Below are 14,910 nucleotides of genomic sequence, written 5' to 3' on the forward strand. Positions count from 1 at the left end.
TTGCGATTGGCTTAAGTAGAAAGGCCAAAAGTATCATTAAACAAAACCTTTGGGTGAGCTTAGGAATAGTCGCCATCCTCATTCCATCTACAATTTTAGGACTGGCCAATATCGGCATTGCGGTATTAATCCATGAAGGGTCTACCTTGGTTGTTGTTTTTAATGCGTTGAGATTATTGGCTTATAAAGAATAAAAAATTTGAAAAAAAGCACATTCATAATCAGCAGGATGGACTGCCCTTCAGAGGAGCAGATGATCCGCATGAAGCTGGAAGGCTTTAGTCAAGTAAAGCAGTTAGGTTTTGATATCCCAAATCGAAAACTGGAAGTATATCATACAGAAGAAATCTTGCCTGTGCATCAGGCTATTTCCGAATTGGGGTTAAGCGATAAGTTGAGAAAAACAGAAGAAACCGAGCTACCATTGGCCTCAGATGAATCACAGCAACGAAAAATACTCTGGTGGGTGCTGGGGATTAACTTCGGCTTTTTTATAGTGGAGATGACTACTGGATGGATTTCTCGATCTATGGGACTGGTGGCAGACTCACTGGATATGCTGGCAGACTCCATTGTCTATGGGCTCAGCTTATTTGCAGTTGGTGCAGCTATTTCACGAAAGAAAAAGGTAGCTAAAATGAGTGGCTATTTCCAAATGGGGCTTGCGTTACTGGGCTTTACTGAAGTGCTTCGTAGGTTTTTCTCTGAAGGTGAAACACCACTGTTTCAATGGATGGTCATAATCTCAATACTGGCCCTCATTGGAAACTTGGTCTCCCTCTGGCTGATTAACAAAGCCAAGAGTGAGGAAGCCCACATGCAGGCCAGTGCCATCTTTACCTCCAATGACATCATCGTTAATGGAGGAGTGATTCTGGCTGGGGTATTGGTTTATTTTCTGGATAGCAAATGGCCGGATCTGGCGATTGGAGGCATTGTTTTCGCCTTTGTGATGCGAGGGGCAATTAGGATATTGAAATTGGCGAGGTAAAAAAGTAGGTGTATCGGAAGAAAAAGTCAAAATCCCCCTTGAGTCCCCATTTTAATTTTTATCCTTATTAAGGCCGAATCGTTTAACATTTTTTAAAATCACCTTTGCTCCGTATATTTGATACAATGATCAATACCCTGCATAGAAAAAAGTTTGGCCTGAGCTACTCCCTGATGTTTACCATCTTGGGGGTTTTCCTGTTGAACCTATTCTGTGAAATTGGAATCGAACCAACATCTCTTAAAGCAAGTGCTTCTACTCATCATTCTGATGAGCATAGCCATGATGACGGTGGGCATTCTGGAGATCATAGCCATGGAACACATGGGGATGATAACTGTTGTGGTGATGTAACGTCTCAATTTTTTTCGCAACTAATAAAAGAGAAAGTACCTAGTTATACTTTCCAATCGGCAACGAAGGTGTTGTTATTTCATGCAGCTATTTTTTACACAGAAAGGCAACTGGAAAGGAGTTCTAACCAGTTAAGATATTATCATAATTTACCCCCTCCATTTCAGGATCATAATAAACAGATCTTGTTTCAAACTTTTCTTATTTAGAATACCCTAGCGGCATTGTCATGTAGGGGTCAATATTGGCCTATACCGTTATGCCCATGTCTTATTATGCTCTTTGGTCTAATTTCAGGCCTTCTGATCACTCAGTTCTATGATGGATTTCAGAAAATAGAGCCACAATACATTACATGTAAAATGTAGAAACGCAGCACTCAGAAAACGGGTGGTATGCGAAATTAATTTGATTCGAGACGCTGCTTTTTCGAAAAGAAAAGGAGCGCGATAAAATCATTAGATATCAAACATTAGTAACCACTAAAAACAAAACCATGAGAACGAAATTATTCATATTCATCGCTCTATTATTAATAGGAGCAGTATCTGTTAACGCGCAAAGTAATAACGATACAAAAGCTGTAGAAAAAGTAATGAAAGCCTATAAAGATGGTGTGGAAAGCTTGAGCACTAAAGGCTTGACAAACCTTTTTACCAAGGATTCAGAGGTGTTCGAATCAGGGGGAGTAGAAGGCACATTTGACCATTACCTAGAACATCATTTAGGGCCAGAGCTCGGCAATTTTAAGTCTTTCAAATTCTCAGATTATAAAATTGAGACCAAGTTGGATTTGCCTTATGCCTTTACCACTGAAACTTACATCTATACCATAGTATTACCAGAAGGTGACAGAACGATCAAAAAATCGGGTATAGCCACATCTGTGCTTAAGAAGGTGAATGGTGAGTGGAAGATCATGAAAACTCATACTTCATCAAGAAATGCCAAGTAACCCAAAATTGTAGGCTATGGATATTTTACCAGATTGGGCACCCAACATACACCCCATGATCATTCACTTTCCAATTGTACTTTGGTTGGTGGCTGTTTTCTTCGACTTGTTTTTTCTTATTAAACCGAATGAGTGGTTAAGAAAAACAACAATGATCATGTATGTATTGGGGGCGTTGGCAGCTTTTGCCGCATACCTCAGTGGAGACCAAGCCATCGATATGGTTTCGGTACCTATGCAAGGAGAGGTTAGTGCAGGCAAGCATTCCGACTGGGGGCATTACACCCTCTACTATTTCGCGACTTACGCAGCTATTCGCATACTGTTATTCTGGAAGAACTGGGATAAGAAAAAGTGGGTGGTTATCCTCATGTTTCTGCTTGGGGCAACTGGCGTGGGCTTAGTTGCGAAGACTGCCGATATGGGCGGTAAGTTAGTCTACAAGTACGGAGTAGGCACAAAAAAGTAAATTTTCACAACGAGATTTTAAGAAAAACACAATGAAAAAATTATCAATATTATTATATGTCATGCTTTTTATGGTAGGCTCAATTGCTCTTACTTCCTGTTCGGGAGAAAAGAAAACTGAGAAATCGGAATCGGCAGAGCATGAAGGTGCTGAAGAACACGAGCATGCAGAAGCTGCCGAAGAGCATGAGCACGAAGAAGGTGGTGAAGAGCACAATATGGCAGATATGGGAGAAGAATCAGCAAGCCATGAACATAACGAAGCGGCAGGTACTGAAGGTGGGTCTACCATGTGGATACCCAAGGGAGATGCTGCAAAGCTTATGTCATCCGACTTTCATTACATAACTGGGGCAACCTCAAATATTGCTCCTAAACTCACTAAAAACGGAAGTGACAATGTGCTTGAACTTACTGCCGATGGTACAACAACAGCCTTTGTTTTTCATAAATCCTATGGAAATATAGGCATGATTGCCTCCTTAGACGCGAGTGCGTTTAAGGGCACTGTAAGATTGATTCACCATGCGCAAAATACTGACAACTATGAGTTTGTGGCCATTAACGGCAACCATATGAAGCTTGGTAGAATTGTAAATGGCAAAGAAACGATTTTCAACGAAAGCGATTTCGATGGTGCTTCAGGCTGGCTCAACCTTAGAGTCTCTGCAGCTGGAACTCATTTCAAAGGTTATATCAACGATAAGACCATAACTCATGGTCATGGTGATAAAATGAAAAATGGCTTTGTAGGGATAATGCTTGAAGGTGCTGGTACACTGTTGCTTAAATCGATAGAGCTTGCAGAGCTCGAAGACGAGTAATTTACTAGGCGGAAAGGTGAGGTTATGAAAGTAACCTTGCCTTTTTCTATTGACCTCTTTACCAACAATTATTCTATCACTACTGTTGCTATTAACAGTAATAAGTGAAAAAAATGAATCAGTATACTTTTATCATATATCATATGAAACGTCATATATATCTCTACATCATCGCATTTATGTTCTCGGGCTTTACTTCTGCCCATGCTCAAACGGATACCGCTACCTATCACCTAACCATTCAAAAAGAGATGGTAAATAAGGCAGGAAAGGAGGTAATGGGAATGACACTCAACGGTGGTATTCCGGGGCCAACCCTTACGTTTACCGAGGGGGGCTACGCGGTTATTTATGTAAAAAATGAAATGGATGTTGAAACTTCCATCCATTGGCATGGTTTACTATTGCCCAACTTTTATGACGGAGTCCCTTATTTAACTACTCCGCCTATTGAACCAGGTCATACTCAGAAATACGAATTCCCACTTCGTCAATCAGGTACATACTGGTACCATTCGCATACCATGTTGCAAGAGCAGGCGGGTGTATATGGGTCTATCGTGATTCAGCCAAAGGAGAAAACACTCGAATACGATAAAGAACTGGTGGTTGTATTGTCAGACTGGACCAATGAAAAGCCGAATAATGTTCTGCGCTTTTTAAGAGGTGGAACAGAATGGTACAACATTAAGAAGGGAACAGCCACACCGCTCAATCAGGTGATTGCCCGTGGTGGTTTGGGAGCACAAATGAATTTCTGGAGACAGCGCATGGAAGGTGCTGATATTGCGGATATTTATTACCCTGCGTTCCTTACCAATGGTGGCGAAGTGCAGGAATACCCCGATTTTAATCCTGGTGAAAAAGTAAGACTAAGAGTAATTAATGGGGCCGCCTCTACTTCTTTTTGGATGACATTTGGTGGTGAAGACCCTATTTTGGTTTCAGCGGATGGCTTGGATGTAGTGCCTGTTGTACACAATAAGACTTTTATTGGTGTAGCCGAAACCTATGATTTTATAGTGACCATCCCTCAAAGTGGTAAAATGGAATTTAGGTCTACTGCGCAAGATGGCTCTGGCCAAACTTCAGCGTTTTTAGGAAAAGGTAGTGTAGTTTCAGCACCTGATGTTCCAAAGCCTGATAAAATTGGGATGATGATGCAAATGGCTAAAATGGACATGAAAATGGGTGCGCCTGCGCTTAAGTTCAACCCTAAAAAAGATGAGCCCTATAAAATGATGGAGAAGTGGGGAATGAAAATGAAAGGCGATATGGAAGGTATGGCCGATATGAGTAAAATGGATGACATGAAGGAAATGCAGCATGGTGAACATAGCACTCCTCCAAAAAAAGAAATGGGGGCTATGGACATGGGCAAAGATACAGCTATGGCAAATCACAACATGGCCGACATGAACATGTCGGGAGCAGAAGATATGAAAATGGAAGGTATGCAAGGCATGTCCATGTTTTCGGAATACAATTATGATTACCTGAGATCTCCAGAAAAAACGAATTACTCAAAGGATCTTCCAGTAAAGGAAGTACTCCTCAATCTTACAGGGAATATGCAAAGGTACATCTGGAGCATGAATGGTATTCCATTATCAGAAACAGACAAGATCAAGATCAATAGTGGGGAGGTGACTAGAATGACATTTAATAACCTCACCATGATGCATCACCCGATGCATTTGCATGGTCATTTCTTTAGGGTAATTAATGAAAATGGTGAATATTCTCCATTAAAGCACACTGTAAACGTGCCGCCAATGCAAAAAATCACCATTGAATTTTATGGTAGTGAAGAGACAGGGGATTGGTTTTTCCATTGTCATATTTTATATCATATGATGTCCGGAATGGCACGTATTGTAAGTTACGATACACCACGCGACCCAAGATTGGATGAATACCCTGTGTCAAAGATAATCGAAGAGACTAATCATTATTACTCCTTCAATATGTTGGATGTGGCCTCTCACATGTCAACATTGAACTTAATGACGGCCAATATTCGAAATCAATTTAACCTAACAGCTGAGTTTGGTTGGAACAGTAATTTGGAAGCTGAATTTACCTATGAGCGATACCTTTATGATTACCTCACCGTATTTGCTGGGGTGAATATAGAAAACTCTGTACCTGAAAGTTTGGATGAAATGAGTACAACAGCGGTGGCTGGTATTCGGTTTTTAACACCCTATTTGTTTAGTTTAGATGCGCGGATAGATAATGAACTGAGACCAAGAATAAGCTTAGGCAGGTCGATCATGGTCTTTCCAAAAGTTTCCGTATTTGGTTACTATGAATACCAAGCCGACTTAGGTTTTGTGAACGATTTCCAAGGGAGCACAAATTATTCAGACGAAGTAGTTTGGAGCGCGGGGGCAGAGTATATCCTCTCTAGAAATTTCTCTATTATGGGTAGTTATGATAATCGTTTTGGAGCTGGGGGAGGCTTGTCAGTAAGATTTTAGAGCAAATAGGAATGGATCAATACAAAAAAAATAGCTTATCCTTGACTGGAGCGGTCGCATTAGGCACGGGCGTGATGATTGGGGCTGGTATATTTGCTTTGTTAGGCCAAGTAGCAGAGCTATCGGGAGCCTTATTTCCGATAGCCTTTATTGTAGGCGCAATAATTTCTGGTTTCAGTGCTTACTCTTATATAAAAGTATCGAATAAATATCCTTCAGCTGGTGGAATTGCAATGATTTTGAAAAAGGCCTACGGAAAAACAACAGTAACAGCTGCCGCTTCTTTACTTATGGCATTTTCAATGATCATTAATGAAAGTCTTGTTGCTCGAACATTTGGTACTTACACCTTACAATTATTTGATGTTGAAAATACAACACTTCTAGTACCAATACTTGCAGTTGTGTTGATAGTCATTGCCTTTTTGGTCAATATTTCAGGCAATAATTTTATTGGAAAGTCTTCGCTTGCAATGGCAATCCTAAAGATTGGTGGAATAGTCATTTTTGCCCTTGGGGGGCTTTGGGCTACAGGGTTTTCTTTGGATGAAGCAATGCCAACGCAGCAAGCAGAAGACTACTCAATCACTAGTTACTTAGGGGCTTTGGCACTTTCCATTCTCGCTTTCAAAGGATTTACGACAATTACCAATAGCGGAGGAGAAATAACGAATCCAAATAAAAATGTAGGGAGAGCTATTATCATTTCGTTGGCAATCTGTTTGGTCATATATATACTTGTTGCACTCGCAGTTTCAGTCAACTTAACCATCCCTGAAATAATAGAAGCAAAGGATTATGCACTAGCTGAAGCCTCGCGCCCCGCATTTGGTAAATACGGAGTGTGGTTTACTGTTGGTATCGCAATTATAGCCACCGTTTCGGGTATCATTGCCAGTATTTTCGCAGTTTCAAGAATGACAGCAATGCTGACAGATATGAAATTGATTCCACATAATCATTTTGGAATGCCTGGGGGAATCCAGAAGCATATGCTTGTTTATATTGCTGTAATCGCTATAGTCCTAGCAGTGTTTTTTGACCTCAGTAGGATAGCGAGTTTAGGAGCCATTTTCTACCTAACAATGGATATTATTATTCAGTGGGGAGTACTAAAATTTCTACGAGAGGAGGTGAATGCCAAAGCTCCAATAGTCATTACTGCAATTATACTAGATAGTGTCGTACTCGGAGCTTTCCTGTGGCTAAAAGCAACATCAGACCCATTAATTATTTATGTGGCCCTTATTTCAATGGTCTTAATATTCATTGGAGAAAAATGGTTTTTGAAGGTGAAAAATATTGAAGCTTAATCATGAAGCAATCTCTCCATATCAAAAACATGGTTTGCCCCCGCTGCATACTTGTAGTCAGGCAGATTTTTGACGACTTAGAAATCGGATTTCGCCAGATCAGCTTGGGTGAAGTTGAACTTAATCAATCTCTTTCCGATGAAACCAAAACTGAATTGTTAAAACGCCTCGAAGAAGTGGGCTTCTCCTTGATTGATGACCGCAGAAGCAGAATGATTGATCAAATCAAACAGTTGGTCATTGATCAAGTACATCACCCATCAGAGGAGGGGCAGGTCAAATGGGCAGACTTAATACCCGAAAAACTCCATTATGATTACAAGTACCTCAGTACATTATTTTCTTCAGTGGAGGGTATCACTCTGGAGCAATATATTATTCGGCAGAAAATTGAGCGAGTAAAGGAATTGATGGTCTATGATGAGCTAACCCTAAGTCAAATTGCTGATCAGTTGGGGTATAGCAGTGTTGCGCATTTGAGTGCACAGTTTAAAAAGGTTATAGGTATGAATCCCTCTCAATTTAAAACAGCCTTTAGCCACACTAGAAAGGGTCTGGACGATATTGATTAGCTCCGATGTTTTCAGAGCACTGTATAATTTATTCAGCGTATTCTGTAATAAGGGTTTACAACGGAGTTCGGATTTTTGTTAAAGATTTATACCCATAAAATAAAAGATTGAAGCCATGAAACATACCTATCAAGTTTCCGGAATGACCTGCAATGGTTGTAGAAGTCATGTAGAGCAAACCCTCAAAGAAGTACAGGGTATTTCTGATGTTTCTGTTGATTTAGAAAAAAGAGAAGCCACGGTACACATGGAGCAACATGTGCCTATTGAGACACTCAAAGAAGCACTCAAAAATGATGGAGGTCGTTACGATATCCACCTTCCAGGGACACTTGAAAATCATCCCCAGCGAATGCCTGAAATCAAAAAACAAGATAAAGGAGGGGCTGGAAAATATTATTGCCCTATGCTCTGCGAGGGGGATAAAAAATACGATAAACCAGGTGATTGCCCTAAATGTGGGATGGATTTGGAAAAGGAGACCTCAGGATCAAATACGGTTGAATATACTTGTCCAATGCATCCAGAAGTCGTTCAAAATGGCCCAGGAAGCTGTCCTAAATGTGGAATGGACTTAGAGCCTAAAAAAACCACGGGCAATGAAGGTTCAGAAGAACAGAAGGCGTACAAAACCATGCTTAATAAGTTCTGGATTTCTGTGGTATTTACCCTGCCAGTACTATTCATTGCTATGAGTGAAATGATTGGTGTTTCCCTTTCAAATATTGCCAGCAATGAAACTTGGGGATGGATTCAGTTTGCACTTAGCACTCCTGTTATTTTTTATTCCTGCCGGAGCTTCTTTGTTCGAGGGTACAAATCCATTATCAATCGTTCCCCAAACATGTGGACACTGATTACTTTAGGGGCTGGTTCCGCTTATATTTTCAGTATTGTCGCGTTACTTTTTCCAGATGTATTCCCCGACCAATTCAAATCCGAAGGTGGGGCTGTTCATCTGTATTTTGAAGCAGCAGTAGTCATTCTTACCTTGATTTTATTAGGACAACTAATGGAAGCAAAAGCGAGGAGTCAGACGAACTCTGCCATTAAAGAATTACTCAATTTGGTACCACCTGAAGCTACTGTTATTCGAGGTGGTGAGGAAACGACCATTCCCCTTGAGCATGTCAAACTTAATGACATTATTAAAATCAAACCAGGCGAAAAAATACCTGTTGATGGAGAAATTACGGAAGGCAAAAGCACCATAGATGAATCCATGCTTACGGGTGAGCCCGTTCCCGTGGAGAGGGCCGTAGGCGATAATGTGATTGGTGGAACCATCAATGGCACCAGTACTTTCCAAATGAAAGCACTCAAAGTGGGAAGCGATACGCTGCTTTCACAAATCATTGATATGGTGAATAAGGCAAGCAGAACGAAAGCACCTATTCAGAATTTGGCGGATAAAGTGTCTAGCTACTTTGTGCCTATCGTGGTGACAATCGCCCTAATTTCTTTTGCAGTTTGGGCCATATGGGGGCCTGATCCAAGGTTGGTATATGCCTTCACAAGTGCAGTGACAGTCTTAATTATTGCTTGTCCTTGTGCACTAGGCCTGGCCACACCTATGGCCATTATGGTTGGAACGGGGAAGGGGGCGAAGCAAGGAATCCTGGTCAAGGATGCCCGAGCTATTGAGGAAATGCACAAAGTAACAACCTTGGTTATTGACAAAACGGGCACCATCACCCAAGGCAAGCCATCTTTACAAGAGGTTCAGTCAATTACAGAAAAACATACTAAAGACAATATCTTAAAGCTCGTTGCTTCTTTGGAGTCCAGCAGTGAACACCCTTTGGCCCATGCTATTGTGGTGGCCGCAGAAGAAAAGGGATTGAAGCTTCAAAAAGTCGATGACTTTAATTCCATCACTGGAAAAGGAATCACTGGGAAAGTGGAGGGAAAACAGGTAGCTATCGGTAACAAAAAGTTGTTGGAAGAATTTGACCTAAAACTGGCGTCTGAATATGAAGAAGACGTAGAGAAGAGACAACTGGAGGGCGAAACCGTCATGTTTGTCGTTATTGATAAAGATGTTGCAGGATTCATTAGCGTGTCTGATCCAATCAAAAAAACATCAGCTTCTGCAATCAAACATTTACAAGAACAGGGATTAGAGGTGATCATGCTCACAGGCGATAATAAAAACACAGCCAAAGCAGTAGCCGATAAACTTGGTTTAGATGGGTATGAAGCTGATCTGTTGCCTGAAGATAAATATGAAAAAGTAAAAGCCCTTCAAGCTGCCGGAAAGATTGTTGCCATGGCTGGTGATGGAATCAATGATGCTCCGGCACTGGCACAAGCCAATGTGGGAATTGCTATGGGGACTGGTACAGACGTTGCAATTGAAAGTTCCAGCCTGACCTTAGTGAAAGGAGAACTTGATGGAATCGTCCGGGCTCGTAAGTTGAGTACAGATGTTATGCGCAACATCAAACAGAATTTATTCTTCGCTTTTGCCTATAACGTTTTGGGAGTGCCTATTGCAGCAGGTGTCCTTTTCCCTGTATTTGGCCTTTTATTGAGCCCTATGCTTGCGGCCTTGGCTATGAGTTTAAGCTCAGTAAGTGTAATTGGGAACAGTTTGAGACTACGGTCAAATTGAAAAAGCACGGTCAGTTGTGCGGTGAGTAATTTTCCGTCTTCTGAAATGCGAGGGCAGTTTCAATGTTACTATTTATTAAAACGGAATATTTTCAAATCTGTGGGCTTTATCCCTCAGATTTGAGGTTTATTTTCCACATGCTTTTTAAAACTTGATGGCTAATCCGCTTGGTGATTCGTCTTTTAGGTCTTATTGATTTCGGCATGATCTTTTGGTTTAATGAGTTGAGGGTTAGTCGTTTTGACCCGCTTTTTAATTAAACCACACTATTATGAATAATCAGAATCAAAAGCCATCACCCTACTTGAAGTTTTCGATCATGATGCTCGTCTCATTTATGATGATGTACGGGATCATGTTTTTAAACGTGGCTGAAATTGACCACATTTTGCTGAGCACCACCCGAACTTACATGAGTTTACTGATGGTAGCTCCAATGGCTATTAGCATGATGTTATTCATGTGGGGAATGTATGAGAATAAAAGACTTAATACGGTGATTATTTCAGGGGCTGCAATCGTGTTTATTGTTGTATTAACTGCATTGAGAACGCAAACTCCAATTAAGGACGTACAGTACATGAAAGCCATGATTCCGCATCATTCTTCGGCCATTATGGTAAGCGAAAATGCAACGTTTGAAGATCCTGAAACTGCTGAGTTGGCAAAGCAAATTATTGAGGCGCAAGAGAAAGAAATTGCTCAAATGAAAAGAATCATTGAGCGGTTGGAAAAGTAACGTGGTAATTTCGGGATAAAGTAGAGAAATCCACTTTATCCCGAATTTTTGAGATTGATTTTACTGATTGATAGTTTCTTGAACGCTTCCACAATGAAGCATTCTATCACCGAAGTATGGATTATTTACTTGCTCTTCGGCTGCTAACCAATAGGCTCCTTTGTTGTTAAAGGCCATTGGACAATACTGCTTGTAGAGCACAGTTTCTGAACCAACTGCCTTTACGATTGAATACATGTTTGCAGATAGACCTTCAAATGCAATGCGTTGAGTAGCCACATCAGTGCTACCAGCTATGGCTTTCAAGTCTGCTGTTAAAGCATCGTTGTTGTTTACTTTAAGAAAATCGTTGGCGGCTTTTTGAGCTTTAGCACCATCGGTTGCTACTAAGGCATCTTTTAGCGCCAAGTAGTTTTCTACCAAGTTTACTTTCGCTGTTGATTTTTCTTCTTTGTTTCCTCCGCAGGCAACCACTGTGGCTACCAATGCGATTAATATAATTGCTCTTTTCATTATCGTTTTATGTTTGTTTCGTTTTTCTCTATTGACTATTGACTATTGACTATTGACTATTGACTATTGACTATTGACTATTGACCAATCACCGACTCCACGCTTCCGCAGGTCAGCATCATGTCTCCAAAATATGGGTTAATAATGTTCTCGTCTTTGCTTATCCAAGTCGCTCCTTTGTTGTCGTTTGCCATAGGGCAAAACTGAACGTAGAGCGGGTTATTAATATCGGTACCGAACGATTGAACCGCATTGACTAAGGCTTTAGAAAGGTTAATGAATTCTAGCCTTTGTTGGTCTCTGTCGCTACTTCCTTCTATTTTCTTAAGGCTTTCATCCATTGGGTTCAGCATGGCCATCCAGTGCATATGAGCTTCACCTTTGGTCAGGCTCATATCTACTTTAGACAGCAGTTCCTTCACTTTTACAGCTGCAGTTTTAATGCTATTGGCCTCACCTTTTACCATTTTATCCTTTAAGTCGATATAGGCTGTGGCTACTGCTCCGAGCTGTTTCTGGAATGGGGCCACTACAAGACTTTTGAAATCTTTTGATTCGGGTAAAGTGACTACAGGAAAACCAGCGTTAGAGGCTTGTGCTGTATTTTTTCTAGGATTCATCATGCTTATTTTGCCTTTGAGCTGCGACTCAGAGTCTAGCGTAAATGCACCATTGGTAACTACTTCGTCACCATCCGACAGACCAGATTTTACTTGATAATAATCTCCTGAAGCATCGCCCAAGGTTACTTCATTCAACATAAAGTATTCGTTGCCTTCTTCATTCACTTTGGTGTAAACCACAGAGCGCTCTCCAGTCCATAATACAGCCGACTTAGGCACCAATATGCCATTGCTTTGTGAATTGATGTCTACTTTTCCTTTTAAGAAAATGTCTGGTTTTAGTGCTCCATTCGCGTTATTAACATCTACACGAACTTCTACAACTCTGCTGCTTGCATTTAAAACGGGTTCGATAAAAGCTATTTTTCCAGAAAACTGCTGACTTGAAATTGATCTGGCAGTGAAGTCAATTTGCTGACCGACACTTAAGTTTTTTAAGTCTCTTTCATATACTTCAAAAACAGCCCAAACTTTAGATAGGTCAGTGATTTCTAGTAATACACCGCCTTCTTTAAGGTGATCTCCATTGCTCACCATTTTCTTGCTTATAACGCCATCATAATCAGCAAGTAAATCAAAGGTGCGCATGGGGTTATTTGAGCTTTCAATTTTCTGAATTTGCTCCATGCTCAACTTCCAATGGTGAAGCTTTTTACGCGCAGCTTCGAGCAAAATAGGGTTGGTGTTTTCTACCTTTTTGGCTTCAATGAGTTCTTCTTGCGCAGTAACCAATTCGGGAGAGTAGAGTTCGGCTATTTTGTCGCCTTTGCGTACGGTTTCACCCTCAAAATTTTTGTACAACTTTTCAATTCTGGCAGCAAAATGAGTGGTTTGTACATTCACCCTGCGTTCGTCTGCTTTTACTTTTCCGTTCAATGTTAACCCTGCTTCAACATTCCCGCTTCCAATGATGGAGGTTTGAATATTAGCCAATTGAATTGCCGCATTCGACATCTTCAATATTTTTGGGTCATCGCTTTCATTGTCGGCTGTCATAGGAATTAAATCCATACCACAGAAGGGGCAATCGCCTGGTTCGGACTGCCTTACTTGTGGGTGCATAGAGCAAGTCCAAAGGCCAGAAGCGGTTTGCTCTAACTCATGACCTTCACCTTCATGCCCATCAAGTTGAGCGGTGGGGTTGGGGCTTCCTCCTAAAAACAGTGCTCCAATAAGTAGCCCTAAACCGAGGGTTACTAAGCCTGTTATTACTATTGATCTGTTTGTTTTCATCGGCTTATAAATTAACTTTTGCTGTTCTCACCATTGAAGTCTCACCAATTTCTGTCCACGAAACATAAACATCTTCCTTGTTGCTTGTAAGCACAGGAAATCCGCTGCTTCTTGATGAGGATGATTTGGCTACTTCCATTTTTTGAAGCAACTCTCCTTTTTGATTGTATTGTGCTAACATGATTTGTGCTGCGTCATTCTTGGTTTCCATATAGCTTACCAATACCGTTTGGTCTGGCAGCATAGTAGCACCTACTCTTCCGCTTGTTATTTTCTCACTCACTACAATTGGGGCTGAGAATGTAGCGCCTGCATCGGTTGAAATGGCAAGTTTAACAGTAGGAACGCCTCCGCTGGCGGTAAACCAAGCTACCGCAGTGTTTTGACCACTTGAGGTAATGGATGGGCCATTTACTGGGCAGCCTGCTATTTTCCAATCGTCTGCATTAATGATTTGCGGTGCTGTCCATTCGCCATTTACATAGCGTACAATGGCCATATCTCTAATTTCTTCTTCGGAACGATTTCTATAAACTACTACAGGGCCGTTGTCTGTCATGGTAACAGATGTTTGGCAGCAGTCGCATACACGATTGTCTAACTCCCATTCTTCTAAAATCTCTCCTGTTTTATCAAAAATAGCGGCCCTTAGCGTCATGGCTCCACCTCCCATTGAATGGCCATCTGCACTTTCGTGTCCTTCACCTTTGGTAAATCTTCCGTCAAGCCAAGTCGCTATCATTCTGTCCTTATCAATAGGCATCATGCTCACGAATCCATGTTCTGCGGCTATGTTGTCTTTGTGTGGAATAAACGATTCCATCCAGTTATTTCCAGAATTACTAGCTGTGGTGATATGCACATCGTAATCGTAAGTGCTCTCGGTTCTTTTTTGTAGCCAGTGTGCGGCCATCCAGTCTTCATTGACAGCAATGGAAGGGAAATCTGCCCAATTCAAAAACCAGTTGTCTCCTTCTGAAATTTTTGTTGCAGCCGACCATTTTCCATTTTCTAGTTTTGAAAAAGATAGGATTGCTTTTTTCTCCTTTTTTTCAACCCACGACAAATAAACGTTCCCCTTTTTATCGGTAAAGAGGTTTGGCTCTTGGCTTCCTTCTGCGGCAGGACTATCAATATTAGTAACTGTTGGTGCGGCTTCTTTTGCTGGTTGGCATGAAGTGACGGCAACAATTGCAATGATTAAAATTGAGTAAATCTTTTTCATGGT

Annotated in this window: 14 protein-coding genes; 11 read left to right on the plus strand and 3 right to left on the minus strand. The window is 41.1% G+C overall.

Going from position 1 to position 14,910, the window contains the following annotated elements:
- The 11 genes from AAC026_RS18085 to AAC026_RS18135 form a co-directional block, all read left to right on the plus strand.
- Positions 1-194 (plus strand): hypothetical protein (locus tag AAC026_RS18085; RefSeq protein ID WP_339701043.1); only part of this gene is annotated, 194 nt, incomplete at its 5' end.
- Positions 195-199: 5 nt separating this feature from the next.
- Positions 200-991, plus strand: a complete 792-nt coding sequence (locus AAC026_RS18090; protein ID WP_268123937.1) for a cation diffusion facilitator family transporter — start codon at positions 200-202, stop codon at positions 989-991.
- A gap of 219 nt (positions 992-1,210) precedes the next feature.
- Positions 1,211-1,345 carry a hypothetical protein gene (locus AAC026_RS18095; RefSeq protein WP_339701048.1) on the plus strand — a complete coding sequence of 45 codons (135 nt, stop codon included), beginning with the start codon at positions 1,211-1,213 and terminating at the stop codon, positions 1,343-1,345.
- 496 nt (positions 1,346-1,841) lie between these two features.
- Positions 1,842-2,300, plus strand: coding sequence for a nuclear transport factor 2 family protein (locus tag AAC026_RS18100; RefSeq protein WP_339701050.1), 459 nt, complete (start codon positions 1,842-1,844; stop codon positions 2,298-2,300).
- Between the two features lie 16 nt (positions 2,301-2,316).
- A complete protein-coding gene (locus tag AAC026_RS18105; RefSeq protein ID WP_339701052.1) occupies positions 2,317-2,769 on the plus strand; it encodes a DUF2231 domain-containing protein in 453 nt (150 codons plus the stop codon).
- Between the two features lie 31 nt (positions 2,770-2,800).
- On the plus strand, positions 2,801-3,592 hold the full coding sequence (locus tag AAC026_RS18110) for a hypothetical protein (RefSeq protein WP_339701054.1): 792 nt from the start codon (positions 2,801-2,803) through the stop codon (positions 3,590-3,592).
- Positions 3,593-3,771: 179 nt separating this feature from the next.
- Entirely contained in the window at positions 3,772-6,075 is a 2,304-nt protein-coding gene (locus tag AAC026_RS18115; protein ID WP_339701191.1) for a multicopper oxidase domain-containing protein, read from the plus strand.
- A gap of 11 nt (positions 6,076-6,086) precedes the next feature.
- Positions 6,087-7,388: an APC family permease gene (locus tag AAC026_RS18120; RefSeq protein WP_339701056.1), complete on the plus strand. Its 1,302-nt coding sequence runs from the start codon at positions 6,087-6,089 to the stop codon at positions 7,386-7,388.
- 2 nt (positions 7,389-7,390) lie between these two features.
- Positions 7,391-7,960, plus strand: coding sequence for an AraC family transcriptional regulator (locus AAC026_RS18125; RefSeq protein ID WP_339701059.1), 570 nt, complete (start codon positions 7,391-7,393; stop codon positions 7,958-7,960).
- Between the two features lie 115 nt (positions 7,961-8,075).
- A complete protein-coding gene (locus AAC026_RS18130; RefSeq protein ID WP_339701061.1) occupies positions 8,076-10,574 on the plus strand; it encodes a heavy metal translocating P-type ATPase in 2,499 nt (832 codons plus the stop codon).
- Positions 10,575-10,845: 271 nt separating this feature from the next.
- A complete protein-coding gene (locus AAC026_RS18135; protein ID WP_339701063.1) occupies positions 10,846-11,313 on the plus strand; it encodes a DUF305 domain-containing protein in 468 nt (155 codons plus the stop codon).
- Between the two features lie 60 nt (positions 11,314-11,373).
- Here AAC026_RS18135 and AAC026_RS18140 read toward each other — a convergent pair whose 3' ends face one another.
- The 3 genes from AAC026_RS18140 to AAC026_RS18150 all read right to left on the minus strand — a co-directional run bounded on the left by AAC026_RS18140 (position 11,374) and on the right by AAC026_RS18150 (position 14,907).
- Positions 11,374-11,826 carry a DUF3347 domain-containing protein gene (locus AAC026_RS18140; protein WP_339701065.1) on the minus strand — a complete coding sequence of 151 codons (453 nt, stop codon included), beginning with the start codon at positions 11,824-11,826 and terminating at the stop codon, positions 11,374-11,376.
- A 77-nt stretch (positions 11,827-11,903) separates the two neighbouring features.
- Positions 11,904-13,682, minus strand: a complete 1,779-nt coding sequence (locus tag AAC026_RS18145) for an efflux RND transporter periplasmic adaptor subunit (protein ID WP_339701067.1) — start codon at positions 13,680-13,682, stop codon at positions 11,904-11,906.
- A 4-nt stretch (positions 13,683-13,686) separates the two neighbouring features.
- Entirely contained in the window at positions 13,687-14,907 is a 1,221-nt protein-coding gene (locus AAC026_RS18150) for an exo-alpha-sialidase (protein ID WP_339701070.1), read from the minus strand.
- Positions 14,908-14,910: the final 3 nt, after the last annotated feature.

Origin of the sequence: uncultured Roseivirga sp. (assembly GCF_963973945.1) — a bacterium.
Lineage (GTDB): Bacteria > Bacteroidota > Bacteroidia > Cytophagales > Cyclobacteriaceae > Roseivirga.